The organism is Azospirillum sp. A26 (genome assembly GCF_042604635.1).
Taxonomy (GTDB): Bacteria; Pseudomonadota; Alphaproteobacteria; order Azospirillales; family Azospirillaceae; genus Azospirillum; species Azospirillum palustre.
Window position 1 is genome coordinate 2,016,863 of the sequence record NZ_CP170472.1, and the last position, 15,850, is coordinate 2,032,712.

Consider the following 15,850-nt stretch of genomic DNA (forward strand, 5'->3'; position numbering starts at 1 on the left):
AACCCTACCGCATCCCCTCCGGCCCGACGCGGTCCAGCGGCAGCTCCTTCATCGCCAGCAGGCGGTCAAGCAAACGCCCCCCGGCAGGCGCGTTGGCCGGCGGAGCCGCTGCCCTGGCGGCATTGGCGGCCCCGGCCGCCTCCGCAACGGGGGCGGCACTCTCCAGCCGGGTGTTGTCGATGCGGTACTCGCCGCCCGACAGGCTGTTGACGAGCTGCTCCTTCGGCGACGGGCCGGCCACCACATTGCCGTCGGCGACATTGCCGTGCATCCGCCCGGCCTGTCCGGCGCTGGGCACCCATTCCAGCCGCAGGAAGCGGTCCTTGCCGTCATTCATCACCGTGATGTTGTCGGCCACCCGGTTGTTGTCGCCACCATGCAGGAAGATCGCCGCCATCCCGGTGTTCTCCAGCAGGTTGCCCTGCACCGTCACGCCGCTGGTCATGTCGTCGAGATAGATGCCGAACCCCTTGTAGCGGGCCAGCCAGCGCCCCTGCGCATCGGTGGCGAGGCCGCCGGTGTCGCGGATGTCGTTGAAGCGGACGAAACTGCGGGTGTCGTTGCCGCTGCGGCCCAGCATCTCGATGGCGCCGGCGTCGGCGGTCTGGCGCGAGGTGTCGCGGATGCGGTTGAACTCGATGGTGTTGTCGCTGTTCACCGTCTGCGGGTTCCAGTTCTTGATCGAGATGCCGTAGCGGGCCGACCGCCGGATGTCGTTGTGGGCGATCAGCGTGTTGCGGATGCCGGCGCCCATCACCCCGCCGCTGAAGAAACGCACCTCGCCGATGTCGCTGATGCGGTTGGCGAGGATGCGGTTGTCGCTGCTGCCCGGGGCCAGCACCACGCCGGACCGGCCGAGATGCTCCATCCGGTTGCCCGACACCTCGGTCCGGCTGGCGCCGTCCAGCATCACCGCGGTGCCGACCAGGGCGAAGCGGTTGCCGGCGACCCGTGTCCCGCTGCCGCCCTTCACCACCACCGCGTTGCCGTCCCACGGCACGTCGGTGAAGGTCAGCCCCTCGACCGACACGTTGCGGGCATTGTCCAGCCGCAGCAGCACCGGCTGCCGCGCCACCACGAGATCCGCCCCCGCGGCGTTCAGCCCGGTCGGCGGCTTCACCAGCAGGCGCTTCGCCCTGGCGTCCCAGGCGAATTCGCCCGGCCGCGTCAGGAAGTCGGGATGGCCGAGCAGCCGGACGGTCGAGCCGTCGCGGTACGGATATTGCCCGTCGCCGTCGAAGCTCAGCAGCCCGCCGGGGTCGGCCGACACCACCCCCAGCAGATCGTCGGACAGCCGTTCGCGGTCCAGCGCCTGCGCCCGCACCCCCGGCCCAGCCCAGCCGGCCTTCAGCACGCCGGAGGGCAGCCGCATCTGCCGCTTGCTCCCCTGGTTTTTGGGATCGGACTGCACCGCCTTGGCCGGGAACCAGCCGCTGCGCGGATCGCCGGGCGTGAAGTCGCCGCTGCGCGCCGCGTCCAGACGCTGCCCGCCGATGGACACGTCCAGCGCCGGATCGCGCGCCAGCGGCGCCGACAGCACGCCGTTGGCCGTCTGCGCGCCGCCGACCGCCTCGCCCCCCGACAGCACCGGCTGCTCGCCGTCCACCGCGGCCAGCCGCAGCCCCGGCAGCGACGCATCCACCACCAGCGGGGCGGTCAGCCGATAGGTGCCGCCATGCAGCCGCACGGTCGCCGGGCCGCTTCCCTTGGCGGCGGCCAGCGCACGGGCCGGCGTGGCGAACGGACCGTCGCGCCCGTCGGCCGACGGCTGGGCCAGGCGTCCCGACCAGCGGTCGTTGCCGGTGGGCGAGACGTAGAAGGTCGTCTCCGCTGCCACAGCCGGCCCCCATCCGGCGGCAGTCAGCAGAAACGCAGACGTCAGCAGAACCCGAGGCAGGATTTGGGCCGCTCCACTCAGAAGACGAGGTTGGGAACGGAACATGGGAGAACCTCCTCCAAGACAGCGGCAGATGCCGCCGAAGGGGGGAGACTGACCCAGGCCAACCGCACCGGCAAAAGCGCGAAGGGGGTGTGCGGGTGCGAAGGGGCCACGCCCTCTGCACACCTGCCCGACCGGGACGGGACGTATAGGCTGGCTTTTCATCCTAGCCTGACCGGCCGGTCGTACCCGTTTGCCTGCGGAGTGCCCGTCTGTTCAGGCGGAGCCTACAACCGGGGACGGTTTGCCGATGATCGAAATGGCGCTGATCGCGCAGGTCCTGGTGCTGGTGCTGGTGACCGCGGTGTACCTCAGCTCCGGCAGCGCGTCGATGTTCCATCCGCTGACGCTGTACCTGATCTTCCACACCCTGGTCTTCGTCATGCGGCCGGTCCTGGTCCACACCCAGCATTTCGACGATGTCTGGCTGTTCATGGGATTCTGGCCGAGCGAGCAGCAGTTCGTCATGACGCTGGTGGTCAGTTCGGTGGCGTTGATCGCCTTCGCCGCCGCCTGCATCTGGGCCGGTCTGGTCCGGCCCGACTGGACCCCGAACGGCGAGCCGGCGCCGGTCTTCACCTTCGACCGCGTCGACATCGTCGCCTTCCTGACCACCGCGGCGCTGCTGGGTCCGCTCGCCATCTATTCGGCGGTCCAGCGCCAGGGCGGCGCCAGCTTCGACGGCACCGGCGACGTGCAGATGGAACGCGACCCGCTGACCGGCCAGCCGATCTACACCAACACCACCGGCTACATCGCGGAAGCCCATTCGATGGGCCTGCCGCTGACGCTGGGGCTGATCTGGGTCTGCCGCTTCCACCCGCTGTCCTTCATCCCCTTCGCCGGCTTCGTCGCCTACCGCGCCTATCTGGGCTGGGGCCGCTGGGCCATCATCATGGGCATCCTCGGGTTGGTGCTGCTGATGCTGTACCGCAGCCGCACCAAATGGTTCCGGCTGTGGCATGTGCTGGCGGCCATCCCGGTGATGGGGCTGTTCACCGTGCTGGGCAACAACCGCGACGCCTTCCGCGACGTGCTGGCCGGCGACGCGCCCGCCTCCGTCCTGCTGAAGTTCAACGGCGGCAGCGGCAGCGGCCGGGCGCTCGACGCGCTGGCCGGCCAGGATCTCGCCAACTTCGACTTCCTCGCCTACATCCTGTGGGTGGTGCCGAAGCAGTCGGCGACCTACACCTGGTTCACCCAGTATCTGCAGCTGTTCACCGAGCCGATCCCGCGCCTGCTGTGGCCGGGCAAGCCGGTGGGCGCGCCGGTGAAATGGGTGGACCTGAACGACTACGGCGTCTTCTACAACCTGACCACCTCGCTGCCCGGCGACGGCTGGATGAGCGCCGGCTGGATCGGCATGGTCGTCACCATGGTGGTGGTCGGCCTGATCCTCGGCCGCCTGCACCGCTGGTTCTGGACCAGCGGATTCCGCAACCGCTATGCCGTGCTGTTCTATTGCGCCTTCCTGCCGCTGTGCCTGCAATGGTTCCGCGACGGCAACATCACCATCGTGAAGTTCGGCTTCTTCTCGCTGCTGCCGATCCTGCTGTGGATCGGGCTGACACGGGCGCTGCGCGCCTGGGGAATCCTGGATGACGACCCGCTTCGCCCGGTGGTGGCACCGCCCAACTACGTCGGAAGGAGGCCGTCATGACGCTGAGCGTCAGCGCCGTCATCGCCACCTACAACCGCGGGCCGGAGCTGCGCATCGCGCTGACCCGGCTGATGACCCAGACCACCCCGCCGATGGAGATCATCGTCATCGACGACGGCTCCAGCGACGGCACCGGTGCGATGATGCGGGCGGAGTTCCCCACCGTCCGCTACGTCCGCCAGCCGCACAATGGCGGGCTGATCCTGGCCCGCAACTTCGGTTTCGTGAACACCACCGGCGACTGCATCCTGTCGGTCGACGACGACAGCTGGTTCGAGGATCCCGACGGGCTGGCCCGCTGCGTCGCCTATCTGGAGGACAATCCGGAGGTCGCCGCCGTCGCCTGCAACATCGAGACGCGCGACGGGCTGGTCTATTTCCCCAAGGGCGCCGCTCCGTTCGATGTGCCCTGGTATGTCGGCTGCGGCCATCTGCTGCGTCGCAGCGCCGTGGAACAGGTCGGCCTCTACATGCCCGAACTCTACCGCCAGGGCGAGGAGAAGGACCGCTGCCTGCGGCTGGTCGGCGCCGGCTACCGCGTCGTGGCCCTGCCCGACATCATGGTCTACCACGACAAGAGCGAGAAGGGCCGCAAGCCGGGGATGGAGCGCTTCTACAACCACCGCAACGACCTGATCCGCGAGGTGGCGCGCTGCCCCTCCGCGCTGATGGCGTGGCGGCTGGCCCGCACCTGGGCCGGCAACAGCTGGAAGAATCTGCGCAACGGCCCGCGCCTGACCGACCTGAAGGTGCTGCTGGCCCTGCCGGAGATCGTCCGCATCGGGCGGAAGCACCGGGCGCCGGTCAGTGTGGAGGCCTATAACCGCTGGCTGCATCTGGCGAAGACCGCGGCTCCGGCCAGCGCTCCACCAACCGAAAAGAGGGCGGCGGACAAGCCCGTCAGCCGGGCTGCATCCCGCCCAGTTGCAGCAGAACGGCCCAGCCCAGCACGATCAGATTGACGGTCAGCGTCATCGCCATGCCCGGTGCCCGCGCGAAGGGATGCACCAGATACCCCGCCCAGAACAGCAGCCGCCCCAGCACGAACAGCCCGGTCGCCACCACCGCAGCCCCCAGCGAGGGCTGCGGCAGGGTGGCGACCAGGGCGGCCAGAGCCGGGATGAAGATGGCGGACTGCTCCACGCTGTTGGCCAGCACCCGCTGGCAGACACGCTGGCCGCGCGACTCGGGATCCTCGATCGGGTTGAAGGCCTGGGTGCGGCCACGCATCGCCATCACGCCGACGACCATGCCGAACAGCAGCAGCGCCGGCCACAGCGCCAGCCGGGCCCACAGCGCCATCCGCGCACCGGGCGCGTTCAGCCCCATCGGCGCCGCCACCAGCGACAGCAGCAGGACGAACAGCAGCGCCGTCACCACCACCGACGCCCCGTTCAGCATCAAAGCACCGCGGAGCAGGGATTTGCGCCGACGGGAGGCGCGTTGCGGAAGGCTGCTGTCGGACATCGGGGCGGGCTCCGTCACAAGGCGGGGATTCGACAAAGGCGCCATCCCTTCCCATCTGGAAAAGACGGCGCTCTGTCCTTTCGACCAATAACGGCCCAGTCCGTGATTTGGATCAAGGCTTGGACGCCGGCGCGGGTGTCCCCTACCGGTGTGACATATCGTTATGACCTGGGGGCGACCGCAGTGTCGGAGATGTTGTCAGCCACTCTTTTCGCTACCATGTTGTAACCATCTGCTTCACCATGTGGGTGAACGCGGGGATCTCGATGGTGGAGGGCCTATGATGGATCTCGTTCTGCTGGGTGGTGCGGTGGCGACGGCTGCGGCGTTGGCCGGTCTGATCGCCACGATGCCGACACCCAAACCGATTCCGATCCGCGTCCGCGACCGGCGCCGCCAGCGGCGCTGACGTCACCGGCCCCCCGACCCCGGTCGGGGATCGGCGGACCGGACTGACACAGGGAAATCCAAGGGTAATCCCGGGGCAATCAGCGATCCAGATCGCGGATCGCGCGGTTCAACTCGAATTCCTTCGAGGCGACGTAGGCTTCCATGCCGACGATCCGCTTCTCCATGTCGCGGAAGCGCTGGGTCAGACCGGCAAGCGTGCGGTCGGGCTTGGTCGACACCGTGCGCCAGAACGCCTCTTCCTCGGCATCGCGGTACAGCTGCGGCGGACGCACCGGCAGCACCATCAGCGCGATCACGTAGGCGATCACCAGCGGAACCGAAAAGAAGAACAGGGCGACCAGCATCGCCAGCCGGACGACGCCCGGCTGCATCCCGAAGTAATCGGCGATGCCCGTGCACACCCCACCCAGCACCCCGCGCTGCGGGTCGCGGTAGAGCCGGTGCGGATTCGGCGAGTCGTAAGGGGACGCGCGGTCCATGACTCCTCCCAAGAATTGAATGACACAGCCTGAAAAGGCGCGCTACAGCCGGCGAGACACCGTCACAGCTTGTTGCGCCAGTTCGGCGCCTCGGCGTCCAGCACGCGTTCCAGCGCATGGACGCGGGTCTCCAGCCGGTTGGAGATTTCCCACAGTTCGGCCAGAAGCCGTTCGTCCTGCGCGGACAGCCCGCGCTGGGAGCGCCATTTGGTGATGTAGTGGAAGACGATCCAGACCGGCGCCACCACCACCAGGAACAGCACCGCAAGGACGAAACCCAGGAACCCCATGGTCGTCGGGCCTTCTTATTGTCGTGAGGGGAATGGGCGGGGCGTCACCGCCCCACCCCAGCCGGGTCCGATCCACCGTCAGCCGTTGCGGCGGCCGGCGATGCGGGCCTTCAGCGCGGCCAGATCCTCTTCGACCTTCTGGCTCGCCTCAAGCTCGGCGATCTCCTCGGTCAGGCTCTTGGTGCGGCCGATGTCGTAGGACTCGACGCGGCCCTCCAGCTCGTCCAGGTTGCGTTCGACCTGCTCGAAGCGCGACAGCGCCTCGTTGATGCGCTCGTCATGCAGGGCACCGCGCACCTTGACGCGGTTGGCCGCGGTCTGGGTGCGGGCGACCAGCGCCTTCTCGCGGGCCTTGGCGTCGGTCAGCTTGGCCTGCAGGCGGCCGATGTCCTCGTTGGCCTTGGTCAGGGCCGCTTCGACCTGCACCAGCTGTTCGGTCAGCGTGTCGGCCTGCTCGGCGACCTTCGACTTGGCGATCAGGGCGCCCTTGGCGAGGTCCTCGCGGCCGGCGGTCAGCGCCACTTCGGCCTTGCGGTCCCATTCGTCGCGCTCGCGGCGGAGATCGGCGACGCGGCGTTCGATCTCCTTCTTCTCCGCGATGATCTTGACGGTGGAGGAGCGCACCTCGACCAGCGTGTCCTCCATCTCCTGGATGATCAGGCGGATCAGCTTCTCCGGCTCCTCGGCGCGGTCGAGCAGGGAGTTGAGGTTCGACTGCACGATGTCGGTCAGGCGCGAAAAGATGCTCATGATACGTGTCCCGTCAATCAGCCGAGGATGGCGCCGGCGACGATGCCGGCGAAGAAGAACAGCCAGCTTTCGGCCGGCCGGGTGGCGAGATAGTTGCGCACGCGGCGCGCCAGCGGGCGCCCCTGCGAAGCGTTGAAGCGGTCACCGCCGTAGCGGCGGCGGAAATCGCTGAAGTCGCTCATGGATGACCTCCTTGCCATGACAGAGCTATCGCAACCGCCGTGCCAATTCCGCCGAATGGCAACCAACCCGTTGAAGCGCCTGGACATTCGGCGCGCCGGACCAGCAGGACCCGTGCATTGCCGTATCGCCATTCAAGCGATATCATCGCCATATCGGCGAACTGATGGCGAAATCAACGATGACGGTTACTCCGCCTTCCCTCCTCGGCGAATCGCCGGCCTTCCTCGCCACGCTGACCCATGTGTCGCGGGTGGCACCGCTGGAGCGCCCTGTGCTGGTGATCGGGGAGCGCGGGACCGGCAAGGAGCTGATCGCCGCCCGCCTGCACTACCTGTCGCAGCGATGGGACCGCCCCTTCGTCAAGGTGAACTGCGCGGCCCTGCCGGAGTCGCTGCTGGATTCGGAGCTGTTCGGGCATGAGGCCGGGGCCTTCACCGGCGCCACCCGCCGCCAGATCGGCCGGATCGAGCAGGCGGACGGCGGCACCCTGTTCCTCGACGAGATCGCAACCGCCTCCCCGGCCGTTCAGGAAAAGCTGCTGCGCGCCGTCGAGTATGGCGAGATCGAGCGGGTCGGCGGCCGCACCGCCACCGTCGATGTCCGGGTGGTCGGCGCCACCAACGCCGATTTGCCGGCACTGGCCGCCGCCGGTCGCTTCCGCGCCGACCTGCTGGACCGGCTGGCCTTCGACGTGGTGACCCTGCCGCCGCTGCGCGCCCGCCCCGACGACATCCCGCCGCTGGCCGAGCATTTCGCGCATGGCATGGTGCGCGAGCTGCAGCGCCCGCTGTTCCCCGGCTTCACCGACGACGCGCTGGACCGGCTGCGCGCCCATGACTGGCCCGGCAACGTGCGCGAGCTGCGCAACGCGGTGGAGCGCTCCGTCGCCGCCGCCGACCCCGACGAGCCGCTCGACCACATCGTCCTCGATCCCTTCGAATCGCCCTGGCGTCCGGCCGCCGCCCCAACGGCACGCATGGAGGCGGCCCGTCCGGAAGCGGCTTCTCCCCAGGCGAAAGCCCCCGCTCCTGTCTCCACCTTCGACGGCGGCATCCTCGATCAGGTCCGCGCCTTCGAGGCGTCGATCCTGCGCGACGCGCTGGAGCGCAACCGCTTCAACCAGCGCCAGACCGCCGAGGCTCTCGGGCTGGGCTATCACCAGCTGCGCGGCATGCTGAAGAAGCACGGGCTGATCCCGCCCGCCCATCTGCGACCTTAGGCCGTCCCCGGACCGCCCGTTTCCCGTGTTATACCAGTCGCCCAACCGCCGGGAGAGCGGTTCGCCACGCTATGGGATGGGGAGCAGCACGATGGCCACCAGCATGTCCGGCCCGATTATTTCAGGTCTTGAGGTCCGCGGTCCGATCAACCCCGGTTTCGAGGAGATCCTGACGCCGGAGGCGATGGCCTTCCTGGCGGAGCTGGAGGGGCGCTTCGGCGGCGAACGGCTGCGGCTGCTGGATGTGCGGACCAAGCGGCAGGCTTTGCTCGACCAGGGCCACAAGCCCGACTTCCCGCCGGAAACCCGCGCGATCCGCGAGGCCGACTGGACCATCAGCCCGCTGCCCGTCGACCTGCTCGACCGCCGGGTGGAGATCACCGGCCCGGTCGACCGCAAGATGGTCATCAACGCGCTGAACAGCGGCGCCAAAGTCTTCATGGCCGATTACGAGGATGCCACCTGCCCGACCTGGACCAATCTGGTCGAGGGGCAGATCAACATCCGCGACGCGGTGCGCCGGACCATCACCCACGAGGAACCCGCCAGCGGGAAGAAATACCGCCTCAGCGACAAGACCGCGGTGCTCAAGGTCCGGCCGCGCGGCTGGCATCTGGAGGAGCGCCATGTGTTGATGGACGGCGAGCCGATGTCGGGCGCGCTGTTCGATTTCGGCCTGCATGTCTTCCACAACGCGCAGGAACTGCTGGCCCGCGGCAGCGGCCCCTATTTCTACCTGCCCAAGCTGGAAAGCCATTTCGAGGCGCGGCTGTGGCGCGAGGTCTTCCTGGTGGCGGAGGAGTATCTCCACCTGCCGCACGGCTCGATCAAGGCGACGGTGCTGATCGAGACCATCCTCGCCGCCTTCGAGATGGACGAGATCCTGTATGAACTGCGCGAGCATTCCGCCGGCCTGAATTGCGGCCGCTGGGACTATATCTTCAGCTTCATCAAGAAGTTCCGCAAGGACCCCGCCGCCGTCATGCCCGACCGGGCGGAGGTGACGATGGCCACACCTTTCCTGTCGGCCTACAGCCAGCTGGCGATCCGGACCTGCCACCGCCGCGGCGCGCCGGCCATCGGCGGCATGGCCGCCTTCATCCCGGTGAAGGACAACCATGAGGCCAACGAGGTCGCCTTCTCCCGCGTGCGCGCCGACAAGGAGCGCGAGGCGTCCAACGGCCATGACGGCACCTGGGTCGCCCATCCCGGACTGGTGCCGGTGGCGCGCGAGGTGTTCGACGCCTACATGCCGACGCCGAACCAGATCGCCCGCAAGCGCACCGACGTGACCGTCACCGCCGCCGACCTGCTGGCGGTGCCTGCCGGGCCGAAGACCGAGGCGGGCCTGCGCAACAACGTGGCGGTCGGCATCGGCTATATCGAGGCGTGGCTGCGCGGCCAGGGCTGCGTCCCGCTGTTCAACCTGATGGAGGACGCCGCCACGGCGGAGATCAGCCGTACCCAGGTCTGGCAGTGGGTCCACACCGGCACCGCGCTGGACGACGGTCAGGCCGTGACGCTGGACCTCGTCGACCGCATCGTCGCCGAGGAGCTGTCGGCCTGGGAAACCCGCGTCGGCGTTGATGCTTATGCCAAGGGCCGCTACGCCGATGCCGCGTCCCTGTTCCGCGATCTGGTGGCGCGGGAGGATTTCACCGACTTCCTGACCCTGCCGGCCTATGAGCGCGTGGTCGCGGAGGGGGCGTAAAGGGGAAACGCCGTAGGGGGTGCAGCGCCCCCTACCCCACCCGTCCCAGCCTGACCGTCAGCGGCCAGCGGATCCGCCGCTCCGTCTCCGGATCGCCCCACAGCGGCGCGATCTCTTCGGTAAAACCCTCCAGCGGGTTGCTGCCCAGCGCCTTGGTCGCTGCCTTCACCCCCGACCAAGTGTTCATGTAGCCGAGCAGGCGCGGCAGCGGCCACACCGCCTCCATCGCCAGCGGCGGCACCGGCAGCTCCGAAAACGGGAAGTCCATGCCGCGATAGCCCTCGATCACCTTCCAGCGGTCGGCCGGCCAGTAAGGTCCCAGCGTGCCGTTGTGGAACCGCTCCACCACCGGGTCCAGCACGGGATCGTCCAGCCACTGCCGGCCGTAGCAGACCAGCGCCACCGCCGCCCCCGGCTTCGCCACCCGCCGCACCTCGGCATAGAAGCGCCCGAGGTCGAACCAGTGCGCCGCCTGCGCCGCGACGATCAGGTCGCAGCAGCCGTCGGGCAGGCCGCTCTCCTCCGCCGGGGCGACGGCATAGCGGACGCGATCGTGCGCTTGGCCTTGCGCGATCTGCTCGGCGCTGGCGTCGGTGGCCTGGACCGCCGCGAAGTGGCCGGCCAGTGCCACGGAGAATTGCCCGTTGCCGCAGCCGACGTCCCAGGCCAGCCCGCGCGCCGGTGCCGCATCGGCCAGGGCGGCGGCCAATCCGGGCGGATAGGTCGGCCGGAACGCGCGGTAATCGCCGGCATGGCCGGAGAAATGGTCCTTGAAGGAAGGCGGGGGGAAGGAAGGTGGGGGGAAGGAGTGCATGGGATGGGATCGCCTCGATCAACCGGGACAACGATTAGGCTTGGAATTTCCCGGCCGATGAGGATAAACCCTGTGGGTTCGTCGCGGAACCCTTCCCAGGGTGACCCGCACCTTTCCGCTGTGGCGCAGGCGCGCCGGGCGTGCTACCAAGCGCGCGATTTTTCGTGCGCCTCGCCAACCACCTGTGTCCGGCATGCAGACCTTCCTGGAATTCGAAAAGCCCATCGCCGAGCTCGAAGGCAAGATCGAGGAGTTGCGGCATCTGACCAACGCCGGCGACATCAACATCGCCGACGAGGTCGCCAAGCTGCAGGCCAAGGTCGACAAGCTCCTGCGGCAGACCTACGCCAAGCTCACGCCCGCGCAGAAGGTACAGGTGGCCCGCCACCCCAACCGGCCGCACTGCCTGGACTATGTGCATGGTCTGATCGAGGACTTCACGCCGCTCGCCGGCGACCGCCATTTCGCCGAGGACCGCGCGGTCATCGGCGGTCTGGGTCGCTTCCGCGGCCGGTCCGTGGTGGTGATCGGTCAGGAAAAGGGCAACGACACCGAAACCCGCGTCCGCCACAATTTCGGCATGGCGAAGCCGGAAGGCTACCGCAAGGCCCAGCGCCTGATGGATCTGGCCGACCGCTTCAAGCTGCCGGTGGTCTCGCTGGTCGACACCGCCGGCGCCTTCCCCGGCGTCCAGGCGGAGGAGCGCGGCCAGGCCGAGGCCATCGCCAAGAGCATCGAGCGCTGCCTGCGGCTGAACGTGCCGATGGTCGCCTCGGTCATCGGCGAGGGCGGCTCGGGCGGCGCCATCGCCATCGCCACCGCCGACCGCGTGCTGATGCTGGAACACGCCATCTATTCGGTGATCTCGCCGGAAGGCTGCGCGTCGATCCTGTGGCGCAGCTCCGACATGGCGGGCGAGGCGGCCATCGCGCTGCGCCTGATCAGCCAGGACCTGAAGGAGCTGGGCGTCATCGACCATGTGGTGAGCGAGCCCATCGGCGGCGCCCACCGCGACCCGGCCGAGACGATCAGGAAGCTGGGCGACTGCATCGAGGAGTCGCTGGGCGAACTGGACGGGCTGGACGGCGTCACCCTGCGCGCCAAGCGCCGCGAGAAGTTCCTGGAGATGGGTCAGAAGGGGCTGGGCTGAGGCCCGGCTCCTTCCCGCCTCTCCATTCCTTTACCCTTTTCCACCCCTCCCCCCGTTCGGCCCGCTCCTCGGTCGAACGGGGCGGGGAATGGATAAGGCAGGGGGCGCAATCGCCCTCCATCCTGCTCCTTACAGCAGGAACACCGACGCCAGCCCGAGGAACGCCAGGAACCCGACGACATCCGTCACCGTCGTCAGGAACACCGCACTCGACACCGCCGGGTCGACCCCCAGCTTTTCGAGCCCCAGCGGGATCAGCGCTCCGCTCAAGCCCGCCACAACCAGATTGATGATCATGGCGAGCCCGATGACGACGCCGATCAGCGGGCCGTACCAGACCAGCGCGATCAGCCCGACCATCACGGCGAAGATGCCGCCGTTGATCAGCCCGACCAGCAGCTCCTTCCCCACCACGCGCATCGCATTGGCCGACGACAGGTCGTGCGTCGCCAGCGCGCGGACGACGACGGCCAGCGTCTGGGTGCCGGCATTGCCGCCCATCGAGGCGACGATGGGCATCAGCACCGCCAGCGCCACGATCTGCTCGATGGTGCCCTCGAACAGCGAGATGACGCCCGAGGCCAGGAAGGCGGTGCCGAGGTTGATGGTCAGCCAGCCGACACGGCTGCGGGCGATGTCGCCGATGCCGCTGAACACACCGCTGTCGCCCGACCCGCTCAGCTTGCGCAGATCGTCGTCCGCTTCCTCGTCGATGACGCGCACGACGTCGTCGACGGTGATGACGCCGATCAGCCGGCCGGCGGCATCGACCACGGGAGCGGAGACCAGGGCATATTGCCGGAACAGGTTCGCCACCTCCTCCCGCTCCATGGTGGCGGGGATGGCGTCGACCTCGCCGGTTACCAGATCGGCGATGCGCACGGCCCGGCGCTGGCGCAGCAGGCGCGACAGCGGCACGGCCCCGACCACCCGGTGCATCGGGTCGACGATGAAGATGTCGTAGAAATCCTCCGGCAGCGTGTCGGTCGCCGCCCGGACGAAGTCGATGGTCTTGCCGACCGTCCAGAATTCCGGCACCGCGACCAGCTCGCGCTGCATCATGCGGCCGGCGCTGTCCTCGTCGTAGGTCAGGTTCTCCTGAACCAGCGCGCGCTCGGCGTCGGGCAGCTTCGCCAGGATCTGCGCCCGCGTCTCCGCGTCCAGATCCTCGATCAGTTCGACCGCATCGTCGGTGTCGAGGTCGGCGACGGCGTCGGCCAGTTCCTGCGGCTCGAACCGCCCGATCAGCGATTCGCGCAGGTTCGGGTTCAGATAGGACAGCACCTCGCCGTCCAGCTCGGTGGGCAGCAGGTCGATCAGGTCGGCACGCTCGGCCGGCTCCGCCTGTTCGATCAGGTCGGCGATGTCGGCGGCATGCAGCCCATCCAGCCGCGCCAGCACGGCATCGCGCTCGCGGGCGCGCAGCAGGCCGGCGATCTCCCCGACGAACTCCGGCTCGACGCCGTAACGACGCTCGTCCTCCGCCTCCAGGCCGTGGCCATGGGGGCTGGCGGCACTGTCCGCCCGCGGAACCGGTGCATGGGGATCGGTGTGCATGCCGGCACCCTCCCTTCGACGATGCAATCCCCGGATGCCAAGCCGGAATGCCGGAGGTCCCGCGGCGAGGGAACGGCGGCAAGGGAAAGGCTGGCACCTCCGCGACCTCGGACGGTGGCCGGCGGCGTTCGGGGTTTGCGGGTTGTGGAAGCCTTCCGGCCGGTTCCCGGAGGCCCGCTGCACAGGAGCGGGACCGGCGTCGGCGGAAGCGACCCCGACATAGAGGCGCCGCCCCGGTTTGTCCAGCCTGCTTCGGCACCGGCCGGCCGGCCCGGCCGCTTTTGCCACCATACCCTTGCACCGCAGCAACCCTTCATGCTCCCATGGGCCGGCGGCGCATTGCAGGCACCGCATCATGGGGAGAGGGACTGGACGGGCCGATGGAGTATGCCTTCACCAACGTCGATGGTTGCGACGGCATCCTGTTGTCCGGCCGCTGCACCTATGAGGATGGCAACCGCTTCCATGACATGCTGCGCGACTGGGATTTCGCAGCCAAACCGGTGGCCCGGATCGACCTGCGTTTCGTCACCTTCATCGATTCCGCCGCCATCGGGATGATGTTCATCCTGGCCAACCGCTGCCGGGAGGCCGGCGGCCACATCGTCGCCAGCGGCGCGCCCCCTCACATCGTCCGCGCGCTACGCCGCGCCACGCTGGACCGCTACATCGAGTTCCGCTGAAAAGGACAAGGGGCCGGAAAAGACGAAGGGCGGTGCCGCGCCGTGCCCCGCCCTTCGTCTTTTCCGCCTCGAGATCGAACGGTCACGACCGATCAGGTCGGGTTCGGCACCGCAGCGGCCGTATCGACGCCGAGCTTGGCGCGGGCCAGGCTGTTCAGCGCCTCGGTGTCAGCGAAGACATAGCCCTTCTCGATCAGCTTGGACGTGTAGCTCTTGTTGTAGAGAAACGCGGCAATGATGCTGGAAATGTTACCGGTGAAGAAGGCCAGCAGCGTCAGGAGAAGCCCCATTCCCCAGTCGCCGCGGAACAGGGCGGGAAAGCCGCCGAAGAACAGGGTGGTCCAGCTGAATCCGACCAGACCCTTCTTGGTAAGCCCCGTCTGCGGGTGCTTCATCATCACGACAGTCGCCATAAAATCCCCCGTGCAATCCGCGTCTGGAATGGTCTGGCGCAGCGCCATTCATTCCGGCTTTCGCAGTGCAGGATATTACCACTTTCGATAGGCGGCAAGAGTAGGGCAGACAAACAGCGGGCCAATTGTTCTCTGTCAGCATCATTCAGCCGATTATATTTTCTTCATGTTATCGATGTCGATACCAAATGCTTCTTCATCTCATGAAGCCGCCCGCTGTCTGCAATCGGGAGTGTATGGCCCGGTACCAGCACGACGCACCGGCGGGAGAGGCACCCCGAAGCCGCCGCCCCTGACCCGGATGGCGCCTTCCGATGCTCCATTGACCGCCCCTGTCATATAACCGCAACACTTTCCCCTCCCCCGTCCAGCAGAGGAGACGCCGTGTGGAGCCACTGCATCGCCTCGACCAGACGCTGCTGCTCTGGCTGAACCAGTTTGCCGGGCACAGCGCGGCCTTGGACATGGCGGTGCGCGGGATCGCCAACATCTATCTGGTCAAGCTCGGCCTGTTCAGTGCGGCGCTATGGTGGCTGTGGTTCCGCCGGGAAGACACGCAGGGCGGACGCCGGCTGGTGGTGGATGCCATCGCCGCCGTGGTGCTGGCGGTGGCGGCATCCATCCTGATCCAGGCGGTGATGCCGGCCCGGCCCCGGCCGCTGCACGACGCCGGCCTGCCCTTCGTCCCGCCCATCGGCCAGAGCCGCGAGGCGCTGAAGAACTGGAGTTCCTTCCCCAGCGACAATGCCGCCCTGGGCTTCGCACTGGCCGCCACCTTCGTCCGCGCCTCCCGCCCATGGGGACTGCTGGCCTGCCTGTGGGCGGCGCTGGTGATCTCCCTGCCGCGGGTCTATCTCGGCCTGCATTACCCCGGCGACGTCACCGGCGGTGCGCTGCTGGGCATCCTCAGCGCCGTGGCGGTCGCCCGCCTGCTGCCGATGGACGGCGTCCACCGGCTGGTCGCCTGGATCGAGGAACGCTGGCGCCCCTGGTTCTACAGCGGCGCCTTCCTGGCGATCTACGAGATGATGGTGCTGTTCGAGGATGTCCGCCGCGCCGCGGGCGGAGCATCGAAGCTGCTGCACGCGCTGGCGGGGTGATGGCGCAGCCCGGAGCCCGGATAG

Annotated in this window: 17 protein-coding genes; 8 read left to right on the top strand and 9 right to left on the bottom strand. The window is 68.3% G+C overall.

All coding sequences use genetic code 11. The annotated features are described in order from the left end of the window. Positions 1–4: 4 nt before the first annotated feature. Positions 5–1,837 carry a right-handed parallel beta-helix repeat-containing protein gene (locus tag ABNQ39_RS10155; RefSeq protein WP_376957411.1) on the bottom strand — a complete coding sequence of 611 codons (1,833 nt, stop codon included), beginning with the start codon at positions 1,835–1,837 and terminating at the stop codon, positions 5–7. Between the two features lie 352 nt (positions 1,838–2,189). On the opposite strand from ABNQ39_RS10155, the gene ABNQ39_RS10160 reads away from it, so the two are divergent. Both ABNQ39_RS10160 and ABNQ39_RS10165 read left to right on the top strand, forming a co-directional pair. Next, a complete protein-coding gene (locus ABNQ39_RS10160) occupies positions 2,190–3,599 on the top strand; it encodes a hypothetical protein (RefSeq protein ID WP_376957413.1) in 1,410 nt (469 codons plus the stop codon). Continuing rightward, positions 3,596–4,561: a glycosyltransferase family 2 protein gene (locus tag ABNQ39_RS10165; protein ID WP_376957415.1), complete on the top strand. Its 966-nt coding sequence runs from the start codon at positions 3,596–3,598 to the stop codon at positions 4,559–4,561. The genes ABNQ39_RS10160 and ABNQ39_RS10165 overlap by 4 nt, the downstream gene beginning before the upstream one ends. Here the strand turns inward: ABNQ39_RS10165 and ABNQ39_RS10170 are convergent. Continuing rightward, positions 4,500–5,066, bottom strand: a complete 567-nt coding sequence (locus ABNQ39_RS10170; protein ID WP_376957417.1) for an MAPEG family protein — start codon at positions 5,064–5,066, stop codon at positions 4,500–4,502. The genes ABNQ39_RS10165 and ABNQ39_RS10170 overlap by 62 nt on opposite strands. A 280-nt stretch (positions 5,067–5,346) precedes the next feature. Between ABNQ39_RS10170 and ABNQ39_RS10175 the strand changes: the two genes are divergently transcribed. Continuing rightward, on the top strand, positions 5,347–5,475 hold the full coding sequence (locus ABNQ39_RS10175) for a hypothetical protein (RefSeq protein WP_256379242.1): 129 nt from the start codon (positions 5,347–5,349) through the stop codon (positions 5,473–5,475). Positions 5,476–5,554: 79 nt separating this feature from the next. Here the strand turns inward: ABNQ39_RS10175 and pspC are convergent, their stop codons facing one another. From pspC to ABNQ39_RS10195, 4 genes are all read right to left on the bottom strand, one after another. Continuing rightward, positions 5,555–5,956: an envelope stress response membrane protein PspC gene (gene pspC, locus ABNQ39_RS10180; RefSeq protein WP_098739034.1), complete on the bottom strand. Its 402-nt coding sequence runs from the start codon at positions 5,954–5,956 to the stop codon at positions 5,555–5,557. Positions 5,957–6,018: 62 nt separating this feature from the next. Next, positions 6,019–6,246 (bottom strand): envelope stress response membrane protein PspB, encoded by a 228-nt coding sequence (gene pspB, locus ABNQ39_RS10185; protein WP_109051986.1) that lies wholly within the window; start codon positions 6,244–6,246, stop codon positions 6,019–6,021. A gap of 78 nt (positions 6,247–6,324) precedes the next feature. Further along, positions 6,325–6,996, bottom strand: coding sequence for a phage shock protein PspA (gene pspA, locus ABNQ39_RS10190; RefSeq protein ID WP_376957420.1), 672 nt, complete (start codon positions 6,994–6,996; stop codon positions 6,325–6,327). Positions 6,997–7,013: 17 nt separating this feature from the next. Then, positions 7,014–7,178, bottom strand: a complete 165-nt coding sequence (locus ABNQ39_RS10195; RefSeq protein ID WP_199235430.1) for a hypothetical protein — start codon at positions 7,176–7,178, stop codon at positions 7,014–7,016. A 179-nt stretch (positions 7,179–7,357) separates the two neighbouring features. On the opposite strand from ABNQ39_RS10195, the gene pspF reads away from it, so the two are divergent. Both pspF and aceB read left to right on the top strand, forming a co-directional pair. Further along, positions 7,358–8,398: a phage shock protein operon transcriptional activator gene (gene pspF / locus ABNQ39_RS10200; protein ID WP_376957422.1), complete on the top strand. Its 1,041-nt coding sequence runs from the start codon at positions 7,358–7,360 to the stop codon at positions 8,396–8,398. 91 nt (positions 8,399–8,489) lie between these two features. Next, a complete protein-coding gene (gene aceB / locus ABNQ39_RS10205; RefSeq protein WP_376957424.1) occupies positions 8,490–10,109 on the top strand; it encodes a malate synthase A in 1,620 nt (539 codons plus the stop codon). A gap of 31 nt (positions 10,110–10,140) precedes the next feature. Here the strand turns inward: aceB and ABNQ39_RS10210 are convergent, their stop codons facing one another. Next, positions 10,141–10,923, bottom strand: a complete 783-nt coding sequence (locus ABNQ39_RS10210) for a class I SAM-dependent methyltransferase (protein WP_376957426.1) — start codon at positions 10,921–10,923, stop codon at positions 10,141–10,143. 193 nt (positions 10,924–11,116) lie between these two features. Here ABNQ39_RS10210 and ABNQ39_RS10215 point away from each other — a divergent pair, with 193 nt between their 5' ends. Then, complete coding sequence (locus tag ABNQ39_RS10215) at positions 11,117–12,073, top strand: acetyl-CoA carboxylase carboxyltransferase subunit alpha (protein WP_098739029.1); 957 nt, start codon at positions 11,117–11,119, stop codon at positions 12,071–12,073. Positions 12,074–12,202: 129 nt separating this feature from the next. On the opposite strand, the gene mgtE is transcribed toward ABNQ39_RS10215, so the two are convergent. Then, positions 12,203–13,630, bottom strand: a complete 1,428-nt coding sequence (gene mgtE, locus ABNQ39_RS10220) for a magnesium transporter (RefSeq protein WP_376957429.1) — start codon at positions 13,628–13,630, stop codon at positions 12,203–12,205. 380 nt (positions 13,631–14,010) lie between these two features. Here mgtE and ABNQ39_RS10225 point away from each other — a divergent pair, with 380 nt between their 5' ends. Further along, a complete protein-coding gene (locus tag ABNQ39_RS10225; RefSeq protein WP_376957431.1) occupies positions 14,011–14,313 on the top strand; it encodes an STAS domain-containing protein in 303 nt (100 codons plus the stop codon). Between the two features lie 92 nt (positions 14,314–14,405). Here the strand turns inward: ABNQ39_RS10225 and ABNQ39_RS10230 are convergent, their stop codons facing one another. Then, positions 14,406–14,726 (bottom strand): hypothetical protein, encoded by a 321-nt coding sequence (locus ABNQ39_RS10230; protein WP_174471078.1) that lies wholly within the window; start codon positions 14,724–14,726, stop codon positions 14,406–14,408. A gap of 386 nt (positions 14,727–15,112) precedes the next feature. Here ABNQ39_RS10230 and ABNQ39_RS10235 point away from each other — a divergent pair, with 386 nt between their 5' ends. Further along, a complete protein-coding gene (locus ABNQ39_RS10235) occupies positions 15,113–15,826 on the top strand; it encodes a phosphatase PAP2 family protein (RefSeq protein WP_376957433.1) in 714 nt (237 codons plus the stop codon). The last annotated feature ends 24 nt before the right edge of the window (positions 15,827–15,850 follow it).

What these genes read in the sequence shown, in the direction of transcription:
- ABNQ39_RS10165 (WP_376957415.1), top strand. Translation starts at nt 3,596, where the DNA reads ATGACGCTGAGCGTCAGCGCCGTCATCGCCACCTACAACCGCGGGCCG.
- ABNQ39_RS10225 (WP_376957431.1), top strand. Translation starts at nt 14,011, where the DNA reads ATGGAGTATGCCTTCACCAACGTCGATGGTTGCGACGGCATCCTGTTG.
- ABNQ39_RS10195 (WP_199235430.1), bottom strand. Translation starts at nt 7,178, where the DNA reads ATGAGCGACTTCAGCGATTTCCGCCGCCGCTACGGCGGTGACCGCTTC.
- ABNQ39_RS10170 (WP_376957417.1), bottom strand. Translation starts at nt 5,066, where the DNA reads ATGTCCGACAGCAGCCTTCCGCAACGCGCCTCCCGTCGGCGCAAATCC.
- ABNQ39_RS10210 (WP_376957426.1), bottom strand. Translation starts at nt 10,923, where the DNA reads ATGCACTCCTTCCCCCCACCTTCCTTCCCCCCGCCTTCCTTCAAGGAC.
- ABNQ39_RS10160 (WP_376957413.1), top strand. Translation starts at nt 2,190, where the DNA reads ATGATCGAAATGGCGCTGATCGCGCAGGTCCTGGTGCTGGTGCTGGTG.
- mgtE (WP_376957429.1), bottom strand. Translation starts at nt 13,630, where the DNA reads ATGCACACCGATCCCCATGCACCGGTTCCGCGGGCGGACAGTGCCGCC.
- aceB (WP_376957424.1), top strand. Translation starts at nt 8,490, where the DNA reads ATGGCCACCAGCATGTCCGGCCCGATTATTTCAGGTCTTGAGGTCCGC.
- pspF (WP_376957422.1), top strand. Translation starts at nt 7,358, where the DNA reads ATGACGGTTACTCCGCCTTCCCTCCTCGGCGAATCGCCGGCCTTCCTC.
- ABNQ39_RS10230 (WP_174471078.1), bottom strand. Translation starts at nt 14,726, where the DNA reads ATGGCGACTGTCGTGATGATGAAGCACCCGCAGACGGGGCTTACCAAG.
- ABNQ39_RS10175 (WP_256379242.1), top strand. Translation starts at nt 5,347, where the DNA reads ATGATGGATCTCGTTCTGCTGGGTGGTGCGGTGGCGACGGCTGCGGCG.
- ABNQ39_RS10215 (WP_098739029.1), top strand. Translation starts at nt 11,117, where the DNA reads ATGCAGACCTTCCTGGAATTCGAAAAGCCCATCGCCGAGCTCGAAGGC.
- pspA (WP_376957420.1), bottom strand. Translation starts at nt 6,996, where the DNA reads ATGAGCATCTTTTCGCGCCTGACCGACATCGTGCAGTCGAACCTCAAC.
- pspC (WP_098739034.1), bottom strand. Translation starts at nt 5,956, where the DNA reads ATGGACCGCGCGTCCCCTTACGACTCGCCGAATCCGCACCGGCTCTAC.
- pspB (WP_109051986.1), bottom strand. Translation starts at nt 6,246, where the DNA reads ATGGGGTTCCTGGGTTTCGTCCTTGCGGTGCTGTTCCTGGTGGTGGTG.